This is a genomic window from Virgibacillus sp. MG-45, from assembly GCF_036409425.1.
Taxonomy (GTDB): domain Bacteria; phylum Bacillota; class Bacilli; order Bacillales; family Amphibacillaceae; genus LDC-1.
In genome coordinates, this window is sequence record NZ_JAXOFU010000009.1 from 135058 (window position 1) to 157691 (window position 22634).

Here is a 22634-nt window from a genome sequence, read left to right on the forward strand (position 1 = left end):
ATGACTCATAAACCAATTCTTTATTTTTTATGCACGGGAAATTCGTGTCGGAGTCAGATTGCTGAAGGCTTTGGCAAGAAGTATCTTGGAGGTAAATGGGATGTTAGAAGTGCTGGAATTGAAGCACATGGCTTAAATAATTGGGCAGTGAAAGTGATGGACGAGGTAGGGATTGATATTTCAAAGCAAACCTCAAACATTATTGACACAGCCATCTTGGAACGCGCTACGTTAATTGTTACCTTGTGTGGGGATGCCAAAGACAACTGTCCGACTGTACCACAAACTGTTAACAAGCAGCATTGGGGATTTGAAGATCCTGCTAAAGCTAAAGGTACCGAAGAGGAGAGATGGCGCGTTTTTCAAAGGGTTCGCGATCAAATTAGTGCACGAATCATAGAGTTCGCTCATACAGGAAAATAACGAGAAATAGAAAACAGCAGTGAATAATCAAATCTTTATTCACTGCTGTTTCATTTTTTTAGGTTATTTTTCATTTGGAATATATTTTGTAAAATACGCTGCGAAAATTAGACTAATCACTGCTAAGCCCCAAGTGGCAATGCCACCCCATCGGAAATCAAGGCGAAGACCGACAAATAGGATAATTGCAGTTAGTAATAGAAAAATCGATGTTAAATAGCGTTTCATCATGACTGACACCTCTGAGGCGAAATTAATCGAATTTGAAAAGGGGATTGCTTTATTTATAACATAAAAAAGCGAATGTTAAAATAGGCTGCTTCCCCTTTTCTACGAGGGTGAGTTTACTAGTGTCCTGCTACATCTCTTTTCTTAAATACAATCCATGAAATCGCCATGAAAATAATGTAATATACAAGTAATACTGTAATGGAGAAGGAGAGTGTCATTCCTTCTATCCATGGTGTTCCGCTAGCATATTGCTTTAAATCCGTATTGGCGAACAAAATATACTTTGCCCAATCACGATCTGAGAAAAAGGCAACAATGGTATTACCAGACATCATGAGGAAAATGGCTACCCCGATTGCAAGTGCACTATTTCGGAAAACAACGGAAATCATGAATGCGAATGTTGTCATCATTACAAGATTTACGATGCTATATCCGTATGCTGAGAAAACTTCTGAAACCATCGAAACGTCTGTGAAGGCACTATTTTTTTCTATGACGATGGACGGGTTAATGCCCTCAAAGCCAAAGAAAACACCTCCGACTAGTAAGGAGACAACGTATACAAAAATCAATGTAAACAAAGCGAATAACAGCACAGATACATATTTTGATAGTAAAACGACTGAACGAGAAATAGGGCGAATGAGTAAAAGCTTAATTGTTCCCCATCTAAATTCATTTGCCACGATTCCAGCAGCAATGATGATTGTTAACAAGCTAACAACAGACAGGAGCATCGCGTTGTCTAATACAAACTGCCAAGCACCATAGCTATGTGGTTGGATATCGTTTTCTAAATAGTAGTTATTTTTTTCAATCTCCGTCATGTTAAATTGGAGGTAACTATCATCTTCCGTAACTTCCTGATCGTTTTCCTTCATCTCTTGCGTGTACGTATCATTATCCTGCTGCAAAAGTTTGTTTTCTTCTTCAAGCACTTCGCGCCAGTTATCATCGGTATACTTATTTGGTTCGTCAAACGAGTTTGTTAAGGCTGCATTTCCAATAATTAATCCCGCTAAAATAATGTACATAATCCAGGTTGATTTCCGTATATATATTTTAAATTGTTCATTAAATACTAGTTTAAAAAATCTACTCAATCGTATTCTCTCCAATCAAATTAAAGAATTTATCCTCCAGAGTCACTTTCGATACACCAACCTGATAGATTGCAATCTGATGCTTTACTAGTGTTTCAATAAGCTTTGGAATCGCTTCTTTGCTACTGCGGAAGGATATCATGTTATCGTTACGTACGGCCTCTATCTCATGATTTGTTCGAAGTAGATTTATTGCCTTATCGACCGGCGTAGCTTCTATTTGTACTTGCTCCAATGCTACCTCTTGATTGCTAGCTTCTACATTTTCACGAACAGCTTGAATGGCAATCAATTCTCCATTTTTAATAATTCCAATCCGGTCACACATTTGTTCAATTTCAGATAGAAGGTGACTGGATATTATAACAGCTACGTGTTCTTCTAGTGCTATTTTACGAATATACTCACGAATTTCACGAATACCTGCTGGATCCAATCCATTGGTGGGCTCATCTAAGATTAATACAGAAGGCTTATGTAATAGGGCTTGTGCAATGCCAAGTCGTTGGCGCATCCCTAATGAATATCTACCAACCTTTTCTTTGATTGGTTTTTCTAATCCAACAAGATGGATAACCTCTTTGACGCGTTCTTTCGTTATGCCGGGTGTCATCCGAGCGTAGTGCATTAAATTTTGCCAGCCTGTCATGAAGGGATACATTTCTGGATTTTCAACAATTGCTCCTACTTCACGAACAGCCTTACTAAAATCGGTTTTAATACTATTTCCAAGGATACGAACATCCCCATCGGTAATGCTCATTAATCCAACCATCATTCGAATAGTAGTCGTTTTTCCTGCACCATTTGGTCCGATAAAACCAAATACTTCTCCTTTCTGAATGGAGAAAGATAGTCCTTTGATGATCTCTTTGTTTCCGATTGTTTTCTTTAAATCAATTAGTTCCATTGCTGCTACCAAAATAATCCCCCCGATTTAGTTTGCTAGCTACTTATACGAAGGGACTAGCAGGAAGGTTTCATTGAATTGGAAAATGTGGAAATGAGCTGGATAGATGAAGGTGAGAGTTGTATACTGAAAATACAGAATATACATGAAGGAGTGGCGGGATGCGAGAGGTAGTTATTGTAGATGGATGCCGAACTGCTGTCGGTAGAAGAAAGGGTGTCTTCGCTAATTATCGGGCAGATGACCTTGCGGCTATTGTGATAGATGAATTAATGAGTCGAACAAAAGTAGAAAAATCAATCGTGGATGATGTCATTTTAGGCTGTGTGACGCAAGCAGAGGAACAAGCAGGGAACATTGCTAGAACAGCAGCATTAATTGCTGGTTTTCCTACTTATGTTCCGGGTGTAACAATCGATAGACAATGTGGTTCAAGCCAACAGGCAGTGCATTTTGGTGCACAAGCGATTGCTTCTGGAGATATGGAGGTTGTCGTAGCAGGTGGTGTTGAAAGCATGACAAGAGTACCGATGCTTTCGAATATGAAGCACACAAAACCAAGTTCAAAGCTTGTTGAAAAATATGATATTGTACATCAAGGGATCGCAGCAGAAAAAATAGCGCAGCATTGGGGTTTTACGCGTGCTCAATTAGATAACTATGCATTAAATAGCCATTATCGTGCACTTCAGGCACTTGAGGAAGGACGCTTTCAACAAGAAGTGCTGCCAATTTCTACGGAGAACGGCGAGGGAGAAACAATCGTTGTTGATCAGGATGAGGGGCCGAGGAAGGATACAACATTAGCTGCACTTGCCGCTTTATCGCCGGCATTTCAAGCCGGTGGTAAGATTACAGCAGGCAATTCAAGTCAGATGAGTGATGGAGCGAGTACCGTATTATTAATGTCACAGAATAAAGCAACAGAGCTACAGCTTAAACCAAAGGTGCGCATTGTGGCACGCGCCGTTGTCGGTTCTGATCCAACGTTGATGCTTACAGGTCCTATCGAAGCGACAAAAAAAGTGTTAAAAAAAGCCAGATTATCGATCGAACAAATGGATCGATATGAGGTGAATGAAGCTTTTGCTTCTGTTCCCCTTGCATGGTTACAAGAAACTGGTGCAGATCCAGAAAAGCTTAATGTAAACGGAGGAGCTATCGCATTAGGGCATCCATTAGGAGCAACAGGAACAAAGCTACTTCTTTCATTGATTTATGAGCTGGAACGTATAAATGGTCAGTATGGACTTTTAACGATTTGCGAAGGAATGGGGATGGCAAACGCAACGATTATTGAGCGTATTGCTTATTAATGTTAGGAGGAGAAGAAATCGAAGGGATATCGTACATTCGATTTGACTATTAGAATAATTAACGGTGTGTCATGCTTTGGTATGATATGATGAAGAAAAAAAGTGGGGAAAAGTATGCGGAACTGGGGAACGCTTATTATAATATGCTTGTTGATTGGATCGTTGCTAGTAGGCTGCTCATGGAACAATGACACAGCGAAAGAGAATAAAACAGTAAGCAATAACCAAGAAAAACCGGTGAATACGAGAGAGGAAAAGCAAGTGCCGGCTCAAGAAATCACGTTAGCTGCAATCGGTGACATGCTAATCCATGAAGCGGTTTATGTCGATGCAAAGCAGCAAAAAGGCTATGATTTTAAACCAATGCTTGCGAATGTAAAGCCTTTTTTAGCGGAAACGACTGTTAGTATAGCAAATCAAGAAACGATGATTGGTGGCGAAGCGATTGGGCTGTCAACCTATCCTTCATTTAATAGCCCTTATGAAGTAGGCGATGCGTTAAAGGATGCAGGAGTGGATGTTGTCTCCATTGCCAATAATCATACGCTTGACCGTGGCGAAAAAGCAATTCAAAATGCAATCAAGCATTGGGAAGCTATTGATATGATGTATACTGGCGCATATCGTAATAAAAAAGACCGGGACACCATTCGTGTATATGAAACAGAAGAAGGAATATCGCTAGCTTTTTTATCTTATACGTATGGAACAAATGGTATCCCTGTGCCAAACGGAAAGGATTATTTAGTTAATTTAATTCATCAGGACATGATTGCAAGTGAAATTACAGAAGCGAAGAAAAAAGCCGATGTAATTGTCCTTAGTCTGCATTTTGGAAATGAGTATGAAAGAATGCCAAGTGACGCACAAAAGCAAATTGTTCAATACGCAGCGGACCAAGGTGTCCATGTTGTAATTGGCCACCATCCACATGTCCTACAACCCATGGAGTGGGTGAAAGGAAAAGATGGTAACCGTACATTTGTCGCTTATTCGTTAGGAAACTTTTTATCAGGTCAAGACGAATTCTATCGCCGTATTGGAGGGATTGTTCAATTAACCATCACAAAAAAAGTGAACGGTACGAACGATGAAATTGAGCTTAGCCAGCCAACATTTATTCCGACCTTTGTTAAATTTGAGAATGACGCTAACTTTGAGGTGGTGCCGATGTATCAATTGCATAATGACGAGCTTGCAGGGGCAAAAAAGCATTATGCTGAAATTAAAAAGCATCTTTCACAATGGATGCCAGAGCTTGAATTTAAGGAAGAGTAAAAGGAGAATCGAAAAATAGGGTGGAAAGAGGGTTTGCAAGTACCCTCTTTCATCGCCATAAATCATTTGCATAAAATTCTTCAGATAACCCATTCATATCTGGCTTGCTACTAAGTTGGATATAGATTAGGTAATATTCTTTTAAAGGTCTGGTCTCCGTTAACCTGCTGTCTTAAGCGGTAAGGCGTTGTTTTTTGTTCCACATAAATGAAATGATATACAAGACTGCTCCGAGTATTGCTAATGATAAAACAGGAACAGAAATATTCTTTCCGAAGCTTGGTATAATGGTGGGTAAAAGTATAAACGCCCCAATAAATAGTGTGCAAATGATCCATATTTGGATAAATTCCACCCATTTTTTCAGCTGTTTTTTTCGAAACGACGTATACTTTAACCATGCAAATATAAGCCTAATAAATCCATACATAAGCAGTAACTCAATGGCAACGATAACGATAGCTGAGCCGAGAGAAAATGCAAATATGTTTGTACCAAGATCAAATAAGTGATACATGCCATAGCTTAAAAGACCGTACGTTAGACTGCCAATTGCTAAAAATTTCACGGCAATGTAAATGAAAAAGAGTACGGATTTCTTTGTTTGCTCCTGGGGTATTTCTCCAATAATTTCGTCACAGAAAGCTTTTGGATCCCTTCCAAAAACCTCTTCCGCAGTCCGTTTATTTTGTTGGGCTTCTAGTAAATGGTCCAATAGTTCAATTAGAATTTCCTCTGTTTGCTGTTCCGATTTATTTGAACTTAACCGAATGTATACAAGCATTTCCTCGTAATATTCAAGATTGCTGGCAGTTAACTGCTCGCGCTTCTCGTTATTTAGTATAATTAGATCCTTTGCATTCATTGTTCATTCCTCCCCTTTTCTATTATTGCTTCTACAGGTACTTTAATCGCTTCCCAGTGAAAAATAAATGCTTCTAATGCTGAATGTCCTGCTTCGGTAAGATGGTAATACTTTCGCTTTGGGCCAGCTTCTGACTTTTGTAAATTTCCTTCGATTAGTTTTTCTTTTTGTAGTCGAAGCAAAATAGGATAGATAGACCCTTCGCTCACATCAGGTAATCCAAATTGTTGCAATCGCATAGAAAGTTCATATCCATAGGTTGGCTTTTGTTTAATAATCGATAGAATGCACCCTTCTAATATTCCTTTCAGTAATTGACTTCGTAAAGACAACAGCTTTCACCTACCTTGTATAACAAGTTACCCAGTTGTAAATTAACTACCTTGCAATACAAAGTAGTTAATCTTATTATATAATTTTCTCTATAAAATACAAGCATTTTTTGATATGATATCGGTATGTTGTAAAATCGAGAGTTACATGAAGGAGTATAAAAGCATGGAATGGAAAAATATTTATCGCGGCTTGCTGATGGGAGCAAGCGATGTGATTCCCGGTGTAAGTGGTGGTACAATTGCATTGGTGCTTGGTATATATGATCGACTGATTGAAGCAATTAACGGGTTTTTTGGGAAAGCGTGGAAAAAACATCTTGGCTTTTTAATTCCGCTCGGATTAGGAGTAGGAATTGCTATCTTAACGTTGAGTAAGGCAATTGATTATTTATTGGAGCATTATCCTGGACCATTAAAGTTTTTCTTTCTTGGTTTAATACTCGGGGTCTTACCTTATTTGTTTCATCAAGCAGAGGCGCGAACAACTTTTAAGGTGAAACATGTAATTATTCTTCTTATTGGTGCTTTATTAATCGCATCGATTGCTTTTTTTGATTTACGTGAAGGCGCAGAAATGGAAAGGGGATTATCTACTTATATCGTTGTTTTCTTTTCAGGAATACTTGCCAGTGCCGCAATGATTTTACCTGGCATAAGTGGGTCGATGATTCTTCTTGTGATTGGAATGTATCATACGATTATTAATGCATTAAGCAATTTATATTTAGATATAATTGCTGTAACAGGCATCGGTGTTCTAATCGGGATTGTTTTGATGAGCAAAGTGATTAAATATTTTCTCGATCATTATCATACGGCAACGTTTGCTTGTGTAATTGGTTTTGTTATCGGTTCATTAGTAATTGTTTTTCCGGGTTGGCCTGAAAGCATGGGACGGCTGTTTGTTAGTATTGCAACCTTTGCAGGGGGGCTATTGGTCGCTTATATTCTTGGAAGAGTAGAGTACAAAGCATCATAATGAAAAAAGTAATAAACAACGAATAAAATGAGTAGGAAGGGGATATAAATGGAGTACATTCAAACGATCGAGCAATTTGATAAGGTTATTCAAAGTGAGGAACCAGTAATTATTAAGTTTTTTGCGAATTGGTGTCCAGATTGTAAACGAATGGACATGTTTATTGGCGATCTTTTAGAGGAATTCCAAAATTATCGTTGGTATGAAGTAAATACCGACGAGATAGAAGGAATTGCGCAAAAATATGAGGTAATGGGTATTCCGAGCATCTTGATTTTTCAAAATGGTGAAAAGATTGCCCACCAGCATAGTGCCTATACGAAAACACCAGAATCGGTTGCTGAATTCTTACATCAGCAGCTTGGATAATTTAAAAATAATCTCCATGCAATGGGGATTATTTTTTATGGATGAATTTATCCTTGTATTATGAAAGAAATCTAGTATAATAAAAAGAATTTAAGCTGGTCTAGAGAGAGGGAGAGGCGAAATGCAGCAACCGATATTAAAAGAGTTCCCACAGGAGTTTCATACAGAAAGACTTTATATTCGACTTCCGCTACCAGGGGATGGCGAGATCGTACATGAGGCGATTAGTGTGAGCAAGGAAGCGTTAAAAAAGTGGTTGCCATTTGCTCAAAAAGATCAAACGTTAGAAGAAACAGAAGCAAATATTAGAGAAGCGCATCTGGCATTTTTAAAGCGTGATGATTTGCGTCTTCATATATTTGCTCAGAATTCCGGAGCGTTTGTTGGAAGTACCGGCTTGCATCGTATTGACTGGTCCATACCTAAGTTTGAAATTGGCTATTGGCTTGATAGTAGACAAATAGGAAAAGGATATATGACAGAGGCAGTAGCTGGTCTCACAGCGTTTGCGTTCGAGCAATTAGCGGCACAGCGAGTGGAAGTTCGCTGTGATTCTAAGAATATAAAAAGCAGGGCAATAGCTGAACGACTTGGTTTTACGCTGGAAGGGATATTGAAAAAGGATTCCCTTGCAGTAGATAGTGAGGAGCTGCGCGATACATGTGTTTTTGCAAAGGTAAGATAATGGGAAAGAAAATATAATTTCGTTTAGTCTGGTTCATTATGCTAAGATATCTGCCCAAGCTTGATGTTAATCAAAGGCTTGGGCAGTTATATGTTTAACTTGCAAGAAGACCCTATTTTCTCTATTCTAATTCAAATGACAGCATTTCGTTATCTGTAAAAGTGATTTTTGAGTTTTGTAAGCTAAGTTGGTTTTTGATTAGTTTTCTTGGTTTTAATTGATAAATATGTCCAAAGGTATCTTTATCCATTCCGCCATACTTGATTCTTGTAATTGCTTGTGGGTTGAAAAGGCTCGATACGTCATTGGAGCTCTCCCATTCAATTAAGAAGGGAAGTACCTGCTCCTTATAATTATATTCTGGAAATAGCATACGCCATGATAATACAGTACTATCTGAACGGCGGCGTTTCCCATGAAATGGACCATGAAAAGGGATATTATGCTTATGAAAATGTTCGATATAGCTGTCTAATTGGTCTGTTCGTAATGCGAATTGAAAAGGACCTGGCTGTTGTTGATCGATAACGTAAACTAAATGCTTGATTAACGGATTATCGGAATGCTTGGCTTTCTCATAATTGCTTATTCCAAGCCATTCCAAATAGCTGTCATTAGAAAAATAAGCAAGGAAATTATATGTTCCCCAGCTTTCGTGTTCTCCGCCTTTCACAGCTTTAAAGGAAAATCGTCTTCCGTAATTAGCGCTTGCCTCTTGTGCATTTGTACCTGCAAAAACAATGTGGTCCAATGCTAACATTTCATCACTCCCGCAGTATTTACTTTTCGTTGGCTGTTTATTCTATGTATCTCTTTTAATAATATTGCCACTACAGTATGCTTATTGCAAAATATTTGATTGAAAATGAAAATTCTCAGCTATTTCTAATGAATCTTTGTTATATTAAACGAAAGAGGACGGTATAAACAAATAGTTATTAAGAAATGAGTGAAATCCTGTGTCTAAACCCAAAATATTAATTGTCGAAGACGAGCAAAAGCTTAGTAGGGTGCTTCAATTAGAATTGGAGTATGAAGATTATCTGACAACCGTAGCTGCGGATGGGAAAGAAGCGTTACGAAAAATCGAAGAGCAAGAATGGGATCTTGTTTTATTGGATATTATGCTTCCAAAGTTGAATGGTTTGGAGGTGTTGCGTCGTGTGCGTTTAAATGATGAGTCAACACCAATTATTTTACTAACAGCAAGAGATCAAGTGTTTGACAAGGTTAGTGGACTAGATCATGGGGCAAATGATTATATAACGAAGCCCTTTCAAATTGAAGAGCTATTGGCTAGAATTCGTGCACATTTACGTCAACGAAGAAAAAGAAAAGAACAGGTGGAAAATAAGCTTGAAGTTGATGATTTACGAGTTGACTTGAATCGACGAGAAGTGAAAAGAAGTGATCAAACACTTGAACTAACCCCACGTGAGTTTGATTTACTTGTATGTTTACTTCAAAACAAAAATATCGTGATGACAAGAGAACAACTCATAGAACAAGTGTGGGGATTTGATTACTTTGGTGATACGAATGTGGTCGATGTATATATTCGTTATGTAAGGAAAAAAATTGATAAAGATAAGCAAACGCCGACCATCCAAACTATTCGTGGTGTCGGCTATATAATAAAGGATTTGGATTCATGAAACTGCAAACGAAGCTACAAGTATATACGAGTGTGTTTATGCTTGTATTAATTCTGTTAATTAATACAGCTATTTATGCGCTCTTTTATCAAATTTCTGCCAATACGGAATTAGAGTGGCTTGAAGGAAATACGAATGATTTAACAACGGCGTTGAATGAGAACCAGCATGTTCCGACGAAGGATTTAATAAAAGCCTATTTACCAAGTCATGGAATGATTCAGGTGATTGCCAAAGATGGTTCAATCATAAATCAGAGTACGAAGGATGTCGCATATACAAAACTGAAGAAACAATTTTCGAATAAGGAAATGCAGACGATTGTAACTGGAAAAGAAATCGATATTGCTGTTATTACGAAACCGATAATTTGGCGTAATGGTGAAGTTGTTACGTTGCAGGTATCCCAGCATTTAATCGCATTAAAAGAAAATATGACCGTGCTCTTCTATGTACTAACTGTAGCGTCTTTATTAATTCTTATTCCTACCATTTTAGCCGCGCGAATTTTAAGCAGGTTTCTGTTGAAGCCGATTAAAGAATTAATTCAAGCGATGAAAGAGAATAAAGAGAATAAGAAGTGGCGAAAAATCAAGCAGAAAAATCGTTCAGGCGATGAATTACATGAAATGGAGCAAACCTTTAATGAAATGATCGATAAACTAGAAGAAAACTTTCGCAAACAAGAAACATTCGTATCGGACGCATCACATGAATTGAAAACACCGATTTCGATTGTAAAGAGCTATGCCCAGCTTTTAAAGCGAAGAGGAATGGAACGGCCAGAACTTTTTAATGAAGCGATAGAAGCAATTGATTCTGAGGCAGACCGAATGCAAAAGCTGGTGGAGCAAATGCTTGTATTAGCTAGAAGTGAGGGAACAATAGATAAAGAGCAGGTTAATATGGCGCAGCTTTGTCAAGAAGCAGTAAGAACCTTTGGTGGCGCATATAAACGAAAAATAGATTTTCGGGTCCAAACTACAAAAGCAATCGTTTATGGAAATAAATCACAGCTACAACAAGTTGTATATATTTTAGTTGATAATGCGTTGAAATATAGTGAGGATGAGGTCGTGCTTTCCTTAACGGAAGAGGCAGCATTTGTCGTGCTAACTGTTACGGATTCGGGTCAAGGAATTCCTGAGCATGAGCAGCAACGAATTTTTGATCGGTTTTATCGTGTCGACAAGGCTCGGAGTAGAATTACTGGTGGGACCGGATTAGGCTTGCCTATTGCGAAAACGATCGTGGAGACACACCAAGGAATGCTCTCTGTAGCAAGTAAAGTAGGAGAGGGTTCGACATTTAAATTAAGACTACCTAAAGAGATGTAATGAGCGTTCTCATCAATTTTTAATCTTTTTCTTAAGCTACTTTCATGTTAACTGGTTAAACTGAGGGTAAGAAAAGAAAGGAGGATAAAAACAATGAAGAAGAAAATGGGTATTACCATTGGTGTGCTTGCTGCAGTACTAGCTTTAGGAATAGGAATGTATCAGTCCGATGCATCAGCAGCTGAACCAAAATTATCTATGGAACAAATTGAGGCAATGGTTAAAGATCAATATCCTGGAACAATTACCGATGTGGAACTGGAAAAGGATTTAAATAAAGTCGTTTATGAAGTTGAAATTGAAGGGGAAGGCAAAAAGTATGATTTAACGCTCGATGGAAATACAGGAGAAGTATTAAAGCTTGAAGAAACGAAGCTGAATGTACAAAGCCCTACCAAGTCTCCAGTTACCGTGAAGGAAAAGGAACAAGATTCACAAGAAAATCCAGCAAATGATAAACAAGATGAGGATGATCAATCAGAACAAAAAGAAACAGAGAACGGGGTGACTCCTCGCATTACGACCCAAGAAGCAATTGAGATTGCATTAAAGCAATTTGCTGGTAAGGTAACGAGTGCGAAGCTAGATGAAGACGATAATCAATATTTTTATGAAATAGAGATTGAAGCAGCAGATGGCAGTGAAGCGGAATTCGAGATTGATGCACTAACAGGAGAAACTATCGTGATAGATATGGATTATGAAACAGATTCTCAACAAGAAAATTAAAAACAAACGATTGTTTTAAAATCTCCGAGTGTTTATTTGCTTAAACTTATCTGATATTTATAGAAGTTAAACAACGAGGGTATCGTTCATTTTTGTTAAAATGAATGATACCCTGTTTATTGTTTATCTCAGTCACGCCGCTCCAATCCCTCTGTTTTTAAGCGGCGCTTTACGCTTTTGTTTCTAAGAAGTGACTTTAAAATTTGGTGTGATGGTAGCTGGAACGATTGGATGCTTTTCAAAATAGGCTTGAATAAGCTCAACGGCATCCTGCTGAATTTCTTTTATAATCGGCTTTTCCTTAAACATATCGAAATCACCACCACCACTCGCACGGTAATTGTTTAGCACGACTTGATAGGTTTTTTCTTTATTTAAGGGCTCTCCATGGTAAGTAACCTGCTCAATGCGCTTGCCAATTGGCTTTGCTAAATTGATGGTATATTCAATTCCCTCCCACATATCATAGTTATAATGCTGTGGCTTGGGGCTCTCATAGGAAGGATTTACACCAATATTACCTTGTTGGTCGAGAATAAAGTAGGACGCGCTTTTTTCTAAAGCAGCACAGATATCTTCTCCCGTTAATTCAAGAACTGCGAACGTATTTGGATATATATAATTTGATACAATATCACGCATCGTAACAACGGATGAAAAGCCTTTTGCATCGTTGTTTAGCAGCGAGGTCACAGAGATGTCAACACCAGCAGCGTCCATCTGCACATGTTGAATAAATTCAATGAATGGATGCTTAGCGACTCTTGCTTGAAAAGGATCATCAATTTCCATATTGCCGTCAATTTGACCAATAGGTTGATCTAACCATTGCTGTGTAGAAACTTCAATTTGTTCCATATAATGCAGGCTTTCACGGTCTGATTCTACGCCCTTGAGAGAGACTACTTCAGCCTCTTTTTTCAGAATCTTCCAGCCTTTTTCTGATTGATCGAATGTAATAGTTATTTCGCCATACATTTTCCCATTGTTTCCAGGCTGGATAACAAGGCAGTCGTTAATCATTCCTGTAAAGACGCGGTGCTGATGTCCTGTTAAGAGTACATCGATTCCTTGTATTTCTGCTGCCATGGCATAGCCTTGATTTTCTCCGGTCAACTGTTCTGTAGGCTCTCCTGAAATAAGATCTCTTTCGATTCCACCGTGATAGGATGCAATAACAAGATCAGGTTTTTCCACGAGATGGATATGATCTACCCATTTTTGTAGTGTTGCCTTTGCATCAGCAAACTGGATTCCGGCGATATGCGCCGGCTTTTCCCAATTCGGTATATAGTGTGTTGTAACCCCAATAATGGCGACCGTTAAATCATTAGGAAATCGCTTTATCTTATATGGCGTTCCAAAATAAGGTTGTCCTGTTTTTTGATCAAGAATGTTAGCAGCTAACCATGGGAAGCTTGATTGTTGAACTGCATCCTCTAAGATTTGTCTGCCAAAATTAAATTCGTGATTTCCAATTACTGCTGCATCGATGCCGATTTGATTCATTATTCCAATCATCGGATTTTCTTTATCCGCCTGTGCTTTCACATAATGTGTCATTAAAGGTGTTCCTTGTATTAAATCCCCATTGTCCAACAAAAGTACATTTTCATAGTGTGCTTTTTTATGTTTGGCAACGGTGGCGTACTTTACAAGTCCAAGATCTGCTTCCTCGTTCGTTCCATAAATGATTGGCATCGCGTTTCCGTGAATATCACTCGTGTACAAAATATGTAATGTTGTCAATGTAGGCCCATCCTTCCATATGTAAAGAAAACGAAATTAAAACAGAGGCTCTGCTTTAATTCCGCTTTATATTAGACAATTTTACGACGAATCCGTGCAGATAAGAAATCAATAACCGTTACTACAATAATAATAGCAAGTAAGATTAATCCCATCTCATTCCAATTTCGATTGTTTGCTGCAAAAATAATCATTGTCCCAATTCCACCTGCACCAACGATTCCTAGAATAGAGGATGCCCGAATATCGATTTCAAAGCGGTAGATCGCATAGGACAAAAATTCAGGAATAATTTGTGGCATATAGCCATAGAAAAGAATTTGTATTTTATTTGCTCCACTTGCTTCCATTGCTTCGATCACATTCATGTCAATCGATTCAATTACTTCCGAGTAGAGCTTTCCTAGCATCCCAGTCGATCCGATAGCAATTGCTAATACCCCAGCAAATGCGTTTGGTCCAACTGCTACTACGAATAAAATAGCTAATATTAAATCCGGGAAGGCACGGACACCAGATAAAATCCATTTCCCAATTCCTGCAATAAATCGGTTTCCTGACATGTTTTGTGCTGCAAGAAATCCAAGTGGAATTGCCAGAATCGCAGCCATAAAGGAACCTGCAAAGGCAATAAAGATTGTTTCTAATATTTTCATACTAACTTCACCAACAGCAGACCAATCCGGACTGAAAAGCTTTGGAATAACGATGCCAAAATTACGGATAACTCGTTCCATGGCTCTTCCCCAGTCAATTTCAATTCCTCTAAAGGTCCACACATAAAGTGCGATAACTGCAAGTATAATAAGCCCAGCTTTTAATTTTTTCCATACAGATTTAACCGGTTTCGGAGGTAGATTATATGTAGCCATTAAATAAGTGCCTCCCTGATTTTATTACTTACATATTCAATTGCAATCACAACAACAAAAATAACAATAATAATCGTCATTGCATTTGGATAATTATAAAAGCCAAGCTGTTGATCAAGTACAAGTCCAATTCCACCAGCACCTACAAGACCTAATACAACAGAGGCACGAATGTTAATTTCAAAGACGTATAGTACAAAGGATGTGAACTGTGGTAGCACCTGTGGAACTAATCCGTAAAAAATCATTTGTAGTGTATTTGCACCGGATGCCCGCATTGCTTCTAATGGATTCATATCCACTGCTTCAATTGTTTCACTGATCAGCTTTGCTAAAATACCCAATGAAAAAATGATAAGTGCTAAAATACCTGGGAATACGCCAATACCAAATAGTCCAACAAAGATAACCGCAAGAACAAGGTCTGGAATGGTACGTAAAATATTTAAAAACGTTCGTGTAACATAATACAATGGCTTAAATGTTGTAACATTTTGCGCAGATAGTAGTGCAAGAGGAACAGTTAAAATAGCAGCGACTGTTGTCGCGATAATTGCCATTTGGATGGTCGTCGCCATCGCTGGCCAAATCGCTCCGACTACTTGAAAGTTTGGCGGAAAGAATTTTTCCATGACACGCCACATATCCGAAAGTGCATTTCCAAAACCTCCGACCATTTCCGCTTGTGTCCGAATCATACTGTATAAGTAAAATCCGATGACAGCAAAGAAAATAATCGTAATCTGTGCTTTTGTTTTGGCAGGGTAAATAGCGGGCGTTTGTGCGTGCTTTCCAGCATTGCTATTCGTTGTCACGATTCATCTGCCCCCCCACGCAAGTCATCCTCACGTATTGTCCGACCATAAATTTCTTCAAATGTTTTTTCGGTTACTTCAGAAGCAGGACCGTCAAAAACAACTTCTCCTGCTCGCATGCCGATAATACGATCCGCGTATTCCATGGCCATATCAATAAAGTGGAGATTAACAATCGTTGTAATGTTATCTTCCTTGTTTATCTTTTTTAAATAAGTCATTACTTGGTGAGAGGTCGGTGGATCAAGCGATGCCACTGGTTCGTCCGCTAAAATATAAGATGGTTTTTGGGTTAACACCCTCGCAATACTAACCCGTTGTTGCTGACCACCACTAAGCTCATCTGCACGATTATGTATTTTTTCTGCTATGTTAACACGTTGTAAACTCTCGTAAGCAAGTGCGACATCTTCTTTTTTATACATGCTAAAAATAGAACGCAATGTTCCTGTATGTCCGAGTCTCCCAGCAAGCACGTTTTTAAGTACATTTGAGCGTTTAACAAGATTGTAATTTTGAAAAATCATGCCGATCTTTGTTCGAAGCTTTCGTAGGTTTGCACCTCGATATGTAAGAATATCTTCATTATCTACAAGAAGTTCACCAGAAGTTGGGGTTACTAAACGATTAATACTTCGAATAAATGTCGATTTTCCTGCTCCAGATAAGCCAACAATAACAACAAACTCCCCATCTTTAATCGTGACATTTACGTTTTTTAAACCTTCTGTTCCATTCGGGTAAACTAATCCGACATTTTTAAATTCAATCATATTATTCCTCCATTGCAGGCTATATAGTATTTAAAAAATAGTTTGATGATAAAATGTTTCTTAATATTCAATCAAGCCTTACCATTTTAGTATAAGCTATCGATGAAAACTATGAAAGCCCTTTTTTACATAAGAAAAGGGAAGATTAGAAACCTTCCCTTTCCGTTTTTTATTGGTTAAAGATTATAGACTAATATCATCCTTGAACTTCTGATATGTTTCTTTTACAACGTCATACTCAGAATCAGTTGCTTCATCGATTGCATCCCAGTTATAAACTTCATTCATGATTTTGATCATTTCATCATCATCATTGAAGGATAGGAATACGTCCTTGATTTTTTGAACAAGCTCATCATCAAGTTCTTTTGTAACGGAGATCGTATCATTCGGAATTTCATCCGTATAATCGATAACTTTCAACTCTTCTTTGATTTTTGGATAATCTCCTTCAAGTGTGTCACGCACATCATCGAAGGTAGTAGCAACATCTGCTTCGCCATTCATAACTGCAAGTGCTGCATTGTCATGACCACCAGCAGCAGTAATATTAGAGAAGAAGTCACTTTCTAATTCAGCAGATGATTTATAGCCGAATTTCTCCATTAATTGACTTGCAGGGAAAAGGTATCCAGATGTAGATCCTTTATCGCCGAATGCCCAGATTTTACCCTCTAAATCTTCTAAGCTCTCAATTCCTGAATCAGAACGTACAAGATATTGTGCTTTATATGTACCAGATCCGTGACGGATGGATTTAAGAATAACTTCTACATCATATTGTTCATTCGCAAGTACGTAACCAAATGCAGGAATGAAACCGATATGCACTTGATTCGATCCCATTGCTTCTACTAATGCATTATAGTTCGTCATTACTTTCCCTTGAACTTCAACACCGATTTCCTCTGATAAACGGTTTGCTAAAGGCTCGACTGTATCAGCAATTGTGTCAGAGTCCTGTGAAGGAACAAATCCCATAACAAGCGTTTCTGGTGTATTCGATTCTTTATCTTTTCCATCAGCATTTTTGTCGCCATTGGAATCATCAGACCCACAGGCAGCTAATCCAATAGCTAATGCCAACACAAGTATTAGACCAAAAATTTTTTTCATTTTGACCCTCCTATTTGTTTTTAAAATGAAATGTTTGTCTCTTTTATTAAATAACATTTAAGTTAAAAATGCTAGACTATTTCCTAAAAAAATACGATTATTTTACAATTTCTTAAAAAAGTCTTTTATTAGTATAACATAAATGTGTATTGTGTTATACTGTTTGTCTTTTAGATGGAGAGAATATCTAGGCTTAACTTCAATAAACTAGGGTATTAAAAAGAGAAGGAGGTGGATGCATGAAATGGAAAGAAGCATTATTTCTTTTTCATAGCAAGGCTGGTAATGCGCGTTTGGACGAGCAATTAGCAGCTGTGCTGCCAAGCTTAGTGCAAGCTTTTGACGTATTCAATACAAGAAAAACAACGACGATAGATGAGCTTCGATTAGTCTGTTTACAAGAAGCAAAGCAAGTGGATGTACTTATTGTATTCGGGGGAGATGGCACATTACATGAAGTAGTCAATGTAATGGTACCGTTACAAGTAAGGCCAGTAATCATGGTGCTTCCTGGAGGAACATGTAATGATTTTAGTAGGACGCTTAACGTTCCACAACGACTTGAAGAAGCGGTGGGAAACCTTGAACAGGCAGAGATTACATCAGTTGATATAGGTAAAGCGGGAGAGCAATACTTTTTAAATTTTTGGGGAATTGGACTTGTTGCAGAAACATCGATGAATATTAATGAGGCAGAAAAGGATCATTTAGGTGTCTTGAGCTATTTTTTAAGTACGTTACGGACACTGAGTCAAACCGCACAATTTGAATATACGATAGAAGTAGATGGCGAACAGCTCAGTGGAGAAGCGGTTTTAGTAATGGTTTTTAACGGGAAATATATTGGAACAAGAGAGCTTCCGTTAACAGCTATCTCACCAAGTGATGGAAAGTTAGATCTGCTAATTTTAAAAAGCTCTAATTTAGCAGCATTTCGTGAGCTACTTATGATGAATCGTTCTGATCGTGTATTAGAAGATGTGAGGCACGTTGAACATCTTCAAGCGTCCTCCATTCATATTAAGACGAATACAGGAAAAAAGGTTGATATGGACGGTGAAATCTATTCAGAAACCCCTGCTCAAATCACCGTATTACCAAAACAGCTACAAATGGTGCGATTTCCACAGGATATATAAAAAGTGTGATAAGTGTCATAGAATGTGACTGGGAAAATCGATAAGATGGAGTGGGGATTAGGGATGTCCCTGCTCTTATGCAGGACAGTGCAGGTTTGATACAAGCCTGTGCTGTTCTTATTTTTATGTATAACGAAACCAATCTGTAATAACTTTGTAATCTTTTTTCAATAATTGAGTTTAAACTGAAAAACTTATGGGTATTTAGTTTAGAGAATGCGCGAAATACAAAAATGCCAAGGAGGTAGTTTGTCATGGCAGAACGAGAAATCGTTGTTTATATAAGTAATCATTGTAGCCAATGTGACGCACTTACCGACCAATTAGATGATTGGGGTGTGGCGTATACAACTAAAAATGTAACAGAAAACAATCATTATAGAAAAGAAATGCAAGAAAACGGTATTTATGGAACCCCTGCAACTTTTATAGAAGGGAATCAAAAAGCCATATTAGGATTTCAGAAAGAAAGATTACAAATTGAATTGGGATGCCTTTAAACAGGTACATTGTTTGCTGCCATACACACGTTTTTGCCTATTCGCATAATTTATAGCAATAAAGTATGCTGAAAAGGGTGTGTATCGGTTATGCGAAATATGCGTAATATGCCTTATGGCACTCCGAACCAATTTGTTTACTCTAATAATTTTCCTTCACAAGAGCCATACTATCCATATTATCCATCTTATCAATCGGGTTCCTATTCACCTTCTTTTTCATCTCCTTTTCTTCAATATGCAAAGCCACCACAGCCGGTTAATTGGTATCAATCTCAAACACAAGCCGGTGATGGAACAGCGACTATCCAACAACCTCAATCGAATGGAATATTTAGTTATTTTCAAGATGAGAAAGGGCAAGTAGATCTTGACAAAATGCTTACAACAGTAGGAAAGCTTGCGAATACGTATCAGCAGGTTAGTCCAATGGTACAGCAATTTGGCTCTTTCATAAAAGGCTTCAGATAACAGGAAATACAAATGGTTTCTATTCGTACAGCAAAGTAAAGTGAGGCTCGAATAGTAAATATCGTTTAGGATTAGAAAGGTTTAAAAAGGGAATGTAGGAATGGAGGAGGTAGCACAAGCATGATTGGCTGTTTAATTATCCATGGATATACAGGTGGACCACATGAGCTCGAGCCCTTGTCTCGTTATTTGCAAGAAAAAACAAATTGGCATGTAGAGGTTCCAACTTTGCCAGGACACGGAAAGAAGCTTTCTTTAAATAATGTTTCTTATAAAAAATGGATTGCCACAGCAGAGAAAACCATCACCCAACTTCAAGAGAAATACGATGAAATTTACGTGATTGGGTTTTCCATGGGAGGCATGATTGCAGCTTATTTAGCTTCAAAGTATAAGGTGGATAAATTAGTACTGTTAGCGACAGCAGGGAAATTTATTTCCTTCAAACAAATGCTAGTCGATATTGGAGGAGTAATAAGAGATGGTTGGCACCGTAATCTAAAGCAAAATAAGTTTTACTTACATTATCGAAAAAAACTTGGAGAAGTTCCATTTAAGGCGAATATTGAGTTTCTGAAGCTCGTTCGATTAACGAGGAAGCATTTAAAAGATGTGAAAGCTCCTGTGCTTATTGCTCAGGGCCAGCTAGATGGCATGGTGCCGTATAAGACAGCTTATTACTTAGACAAAGAAATTCCTTCTGAACGGAAAGAGGTTGTATTCTTTGAACGATCTCGCCACCTAATCTGTCTCGGAAATGATAAGGATACGTTAAACAATATGGTATATGAATTTTTAGTTCGTAAGCCTGAGGAGGAAAAAAATAAGGATGCCTCACACTAATAGAAGTGTATGCATCCTTATTTTTAATTTTTGTCTTTAAAAAATGAAATAACTAATGCACCTTTACCGCCATATGTAGAAATGAGCGGTCCTGTTTCAGATAGAAAAGCGTCTTTAAAAGGGTACTTTTTTAAGATTTCATCTAGTACTTTTTTCGCTCTTTCCTCTTCGTTACAGTGTGTCATTGTTATAATTTTGTCTTCAAAGGTTTTGGTATATTCGCCTATTTGCTCAATAAAGCGACGAATTGATTTTTTATCGCCACGTATTTTCTCAGTAACCTCAATTGTACCTTCATCTTCACTTGCTTTCATTAAAAGCTTGATGTTTAATGTTTTTGCGATTGCGCCTTTTACTTTGTCAAGACGTCCACCAAGAACGAGATTTTCTAATGTTTTTAGGACGAACAAGGTTGTTGCTTGCTCGACACGTACATGAAGATGCTCGACGATTTCTTCAAATGAAAGCTGTTCTTCTATTTTTTGATGTGCTTCATGAAGCAGTAATGCCTGGCCACAGGAAGCAGTTTTCGAGTTTATCACGGCAATTTTACGATCGGGTTCTTCCTCAAGTAGCATGTTCATCCCTGCAACTGCATGTTCATATGTACTACTTAATCCTTTTGTTAGGCTTATCATAATAATTGCTTTACTTGGATCGACTTCTTTATAGGCTTCATAAAAGTCATTCGGGCTAGGAGCGGATGATCGCGGTAGCTCGTTTGTCTCTTTGATACGTTTGTAAAGAGTAGGTAAATCAATGGTTACCCCTGTTTTATATTGTTTTTCGTCACTAAAATGCAAATATAGGGGAACAATTTTAATATCGATATGATCGCTCATGCGTTCGGCAATATCTGCTCCACCATCTGACATTAATTGGATTTCCATAACTCCACCTGCTTTTTTCTTAGTTAATTATTGATAGTATATCAGTTTCTATCTCAATTAGCATATAAAATTTTAACGGTTTCGTGAAAAGGGTAACATTTTAACTGTTTTTCCGGGCAATCGTTACCTTTGATTTTCGAGAAGTACTCATAATGAATAAAAATAAGCCGAAAATAACAATAGTACCGCCGAGCCATTGCGACCAAGTTATTTTTTCTCCAAGGATCAAATAGGCAAGAACGGATGCACCAATTGGCTCGAAGACAATTCCCATCGTGATTGTTGATGTGCTTAACCACTTTAATGCCCAGTTAAACAACGTATGGCCAAGAAATGTCGGGAAAATTGCCAAGGCTATGAAAATCCACCAATGGTCAATCGGGTACCCAGTAAATGAATTGTCTAAGGCAACATTATATATGAATAAAGTAATGGAGCTTATTCCATACACAACAAACGTATAGGTTATTAAGGATAATCTTTTTCGTACATGCTGTCCTAATAAAAAATAACCGGTAATGGTAATAGCCCCAAGTAAAGCAAGCATATCGCCAAATAATGCAATCCCACTAATTTGGAAGTCGCCCCAGCTGATGATGAAGCTTCCGAACAAGACAATTACCATACTAATAATTGCGCCTGCCGTGAAGCGTTCCTTAAAAAAGAAAAAGGTTCCTAAAAATGCAAAAATGGGCTGTAAGGTTACTAATACAACAGAACTTGCCACAGAGGTATAATTTAACGATTCAAACCAGAGAATAAAATGAAACGCAAGAAAAATTCCAGATAGCGTTGATAAAAACCAATCACGTTTTGTTATCAGACGAAATTCACTTCGATACTTGGAATATACAATTGGTGCCATTAGCACGACGGCAATGAGCAGACGGTAATTAGCAATGATTGCCGCTGGTGCTTGATCTGCTAATTTTACAAGTACGGCTGAAGTCGAAACAGAGAGAACGCCGATAACAACCGCGATATATGGATTAAAAGGAGGAAACCTCAAAAGACACACGCTCCTTGAAAAAACGTTTAAAAAACAAGTAAGCACTTGCTTCAATTCGTCTCTTTGCGTAAAGAAACATCTCATAGATGAATATAATTTACCATGCCATAAATAGAAATGAATAGCAACTAGTAGATATCCTGTAGTAGAATATGTTATTATTAATTAACTGTTCTTATATGTATGGGATTCAGGGGCTCTTTCCATAATGGTAAAGCCTTTTTTCATGTTAGGTAAGT

26 protein-coding genes are annotated in these 22634 nt (G+C 37.9%); 13 read left to right on the forward strand and 13 right to left on the reverse strand.

Annotated features, from left to right (window positions below):
- Complete coding sequence (gene arsC, locus SPK86_RS11295) at nt 1-423, forward strand: arsenate reductase (thioredoxin) (protein ID WP_330949409.1); 423 nt, start codon at nt 1-3, stop codon at nt 421-423.
- A 63-nt stretch (nt 424-486) separates the two neighbouring features.
- On the opposite strand, the gene SPK86_RS11300 is transcribed toward arsC, so the two are convergent.
- The 3 genes from SPK86_RS11300 to SPK86_RS11310 form a co-directional block, all read right to left on the reverse strand.
- On the reverse strand, nt 487-654 hold the full coding sequence (locus SPK86_RS11300; RefSeq protein WP_330949386.1) for a hypothetical protein: 168 nt from the start codon (nt 652-654) through the stop codon (nt 487-489).
- 116 nt (nt 655-770) lie between these two features.
- A complete protein-coding gene (locus SPK86_RS11305) occupies nt 771-1760 on the reverse strand; it encodes a DUF2705 family protein (RefSeq protein WP_284141697.1) in 990 nt (329 codons plus the stop codon).
- A complete protein-coding gene (locus SPK86_RS11310) occupies nt 1753-2685 on the reverse strand; it encodes an ABC transporter ATP-binding protein (protein WP_284141702.1) in 933 nt (310 codons plus the stop codon). Before SPK86_RS11310 ends, SPK86_RS11305 begins: the two co-directional genes overlap by 8 nt.
- A 146-nt stretch (nt 2686-2831) precedes the next feature.
- On the opposite strand from SPK86_RS11310, the gene SPK86_RS11315 reads away from it, so the two are divergent.
- Both SPK86_RS11315 and SPK86_RS11320 read left to right on the forward strand, forming a co-directional pair.
- On the forward strand, nt 2832-3986 hold the full coding sequence (locus SPK86_RS11315) for a thiolase family protein (protein ID WP_330949387.1): 1155 nt from the start codon (nt 2832-2834) through the stop codon (nt 3984-3986).
- Between the two features lie 114 nt (nt 3987-4100).
- Nucleotides 4101-5264 carry a CapA family protein gene (locus tag SPK86_RS11320; protein ID WP_330949388.1) on the forward strand — a complete coding sequence of 388 codons (1164 nt, stop codon included), beginning with the start codon at nt 4101-4103 and terminating at the stop codon, nt 5262-5264.
- A gap of 172 nt (nt 5265-5436) precedes the next feature.
- Here SPK86_RS11320 and SPK86_RS11325 read toward each other — a convergent pair whose 3' ends face one another.
- Both SPK86_RS11325 and SPK86_RS11330 read right to left on the reverse strand, forming a co-directional pair.
- Nucleotides 5437-6129 carry a DUF1129 family protein gene (locus SPK86_RS11325; protein WP_284141734.1) on the reverse strand — a complete coding sequence of 231 codons (693 nt, stop codon included), beginning with the start codon at nt 6127-6129 and terminating at the stop codon, nt 5437-5439.
- Nucleotides 6126-6461 (reverse strand): PadR family transcriptional regulator, encoded by a 336-nt coding sequence (locus SPK86_RS11330; RefSeq protein ID WP_284141735.1) that lies wholly within the window; start codon nt 6459-6461, stop codon nt 6126-6128. Before SPK86_RS11330 ends, SPK86_RS11325 begins: the two co-directional genes overlap by 4 nt.
- A gap of 166 nt (nt 6462-6627) precedes the next feature.
- Here SPK86_RS11330 and SPK86_RS11335 point away from each other — a divergent pair, with 166 nt between their 5' ends.
- From SPK86_RS11335 to SPK86_RS11345, 3 genes are all read left to right on the forward strand, one after another.
- Nucleotides 6628-7443, forward strand: coding sequence for a DUF368 domain-containing protein (locus SPK86_RS11335; RefSeq protein ID WP_330949389.1), 816 nt, complete (start codon nt 6628-6630; stop codon nt 7441-7443).
- Nucleotides 7444-7491: 48 nt separating this feature from the next.
- A complete protein-coding gene (locus tag SPK86_RS11340; protein ID WP_284141737.1) occupies nt 7492-7812 on the forward strand; it encodes a thioredoxin family protein in 321 nt (106 codons plus the stop codon).
- A 121-nt stretch (nt 7813-7933) separates the two neighbouring features.
- On the forward strand, nt 7934-8497 hold the full coding sequence (locus SPK86_RS11345; protein WP_284141738.1) for a GNAT family N-acetyltransferase: 564 nt from the start codon (nt 7934-7936) through the stop codon (nt 8495-8497).
- Nucleotides 8498-8618: 121 nt separating this feature from the next.
- Here SPK86_RS11345 and SPK86_RS11350 read toward each other — a convergent pair whose 3' ends face one another.
- Nucleotides 8619-9257 carry a VOC family protein gene (locus SPK86_RS11350; protein ID WP_330949390.1) on the reverse strand — a complete coding sequence of 213 codons (639 nt, stop codon included), beginning with the start codon at nt 9255-9257 and terminating at the stop codon, nt 8619-8621.
- A gap of 199 nt (nt 9258-9456) precedes the next feature.
- Between SPK86_RS11350 and SPK86_RS11355 the strand changes: the two genes are divergently transcribed.
- The 3 genes from SPK86_RS11355 to SPK86_RS11365 all read left to right on the forward strand — a co-directional run bounded on the left by SPK86_RS11355 (nt 9457) and on the right by SPK86_RS11365 (nt 12218).
- The gene (locus SPK86_RS11355; RefSeq protein WP_284141740.1) at nt 9457-10152 is read left to right on the forward strand and encodes a response regulator transcription factor; all 696 of its coding nucleotides are present in this window, start codon (nt 9457-9459) and stop codon (nt 10150-10152) included.
- Entirely contained in the window at nt 10149-11489 is a 1341-nt protein-coding gene (locus SPK86_RS11360) for a HAMP domain-containing sensor histidine kinase (protein WP_330949391.1), read from the forward strand. Before SPK86_RS11355 ends, SPK86_RS11360 begins: the two co-directional genes overlap by 4 nt.
- A gap of 93 nt (nt 11490-11582) precedes the next feature.
- Nucleotides 11583-12218, forward strand: a complete 636-nt coding sequence (locus SPK86_RS11365; protein WP_284141742.1) for a PepSY domain-containing protein — start codon at nt 11583-11585, stop codon at nt 12216-12218.
- A 183-nt stretch (nt 12219-12401) separates the two neighbouring features.
- Here the strand turns inward: SPK86_RS11365 and SPK86_RS11370 are convergent, their stop codons facing one another.
- The 5 genes from SPK86_RS11370 to phnD form a co-directional block, all read right to left on the reverse strand.
- Entirely contained in the window at nt 12402-13967 is a 1566-nt protein-coding gene (locus SPK86_RS11370; RefSeq protein ID WP_330949392.1) for a bifunctional metallophosphatase/5'-nucleotidase, read from the reverse strand.
- Between the two features lie 71 nt (nt 13968-14038).
- Nucleotides 14039-14839 (reverse strand): phosphonate ABC transporter, permease protein PhnE, encoded by an 801-nt coding sequence (gene phnE, locus SPK86_RS11375; RefSeq protein ID WP_284141744.1) that lies wholly within the window; start codon nt 14837-14839, stop codon nt 14039-14041.
- On the reverse strand, nt 14839-15654 hold the full coding sequence (phnE, locus tag SPK86_RS11380; protein ID WP_284141745.1) for a phosphonate ABC transporter, permease protein PhnE: 816 nt from the start codon (nt 15652-15654) through the stop codon (nt 14839-14841). The genes phnE (SPK86_RS11375) and phnE (SPK86_RS11380) overlap by 1 nt, the downstream gene beginning before the upstream one ends.
- Complete coding sequence (gene phnC, locus SPK86_RS11385; protein ID WP_284141746.1) at nt 15651-16427, reverse strand: phosphonate ABC transporter ATP-binding protein; 777 nt, start codon at nt 16425-16427, stop codon at nt 15651-15653. Before phnC ends, phnE (SPK86_RS11380) begins: the two co-directional genes overlap by 4 nt.
- 183 nt (nt 16428-16610) lie before the next feature.
- Nucleotides 16611-17543, reverse strand: coding sequence for a phosphate/phosphite/phosphonate ABC transporter substrate-binding protein (gene phnD, locus SPK86_RS11390; protein ID WP_330949393.1), 933 nt, complete (start codon nt 17541-17543; stop codon nt 16611-16613).
- 239 nt (nt 17544-17782) lie between these two features.
- Here phnD and SPK86_RS11395 point away from each other — a divergent pair, with 239 nt between their 5' ends.
- The 4 genes from SPK86_RS11395 (at nt 17783) to SPK86_RS11410 (ending at nt 20496) form a co-directional block, all read left to right on the forward strand.
- Nucleotides 17783-18682: a YegS/Rv2252/BmrU family lipid kinase gene (locus SPK86_RS11395; RefSeq protein ID WP_284141748.1), complete on the forward strand. Its 900-nt coding sequence runs from the start codon at nt 17783-17785 to the stop codon at nt 18680-18682.
- A gap of 254 nt (nt 18683-18936) precedes the next feature.
- Entirely contained in the window at nt 18937-19182 is a 246-nt protein-coding gene (locus tag SPK86_RS11400) for a glutaredoxin family protein (RefSeq protein WP_284141749.1), read from the forward strand.
- A gap of 90 nt (nt 19183-19272) precedes the next feature.
- Complete coding sequence (locus SPK86_RS11405; protein WP_284141750.1) at nt 19273-19653, forward strand: YppG family protein; 381 nt, start codon at nt 19273-19275, stop codon at nt 19651-19653.
- Nucleotides 19654-19773: 120 nt separating this feature from the next.
- Complete coding sequence (locus tag SPK86_RS11410) at nt 19774-20496, forward strand: alpha/beta hydrolase (protein ID WP_330949394.1); 723 nt, start codon at nt 19774-19776, stop codon at nt 20494-20496.
- Between the two features lie 23 nt (nt 20497-20519).
- Here the strand turns inward: SPK86_RS11410 and SPK86_RS11415 are convergent, their stop codons facing one another.
- Nucleotides 20520-21386, reverse strand: coding sequence for a DegV family protein (locus tag SPK86_RS11415; RefSeq protein WP_330949395.1), 867 nt, complete (start codon nt 21384-21386; stop codon nt 20520-20522).
- Nucleotides 21387-21486: 100 nt separating this feature from the next.
- Entirely contained in the window at nt 21487-22395 is a 909-nt protein-coding gene (locus tag SPK86_RS11420; RefSeq protein WP_284141753.1) for a DMT family transporter, read from the reverse strand.
- Nucleotides 22396-22634 lie beyond the last annotated feature (239 nt).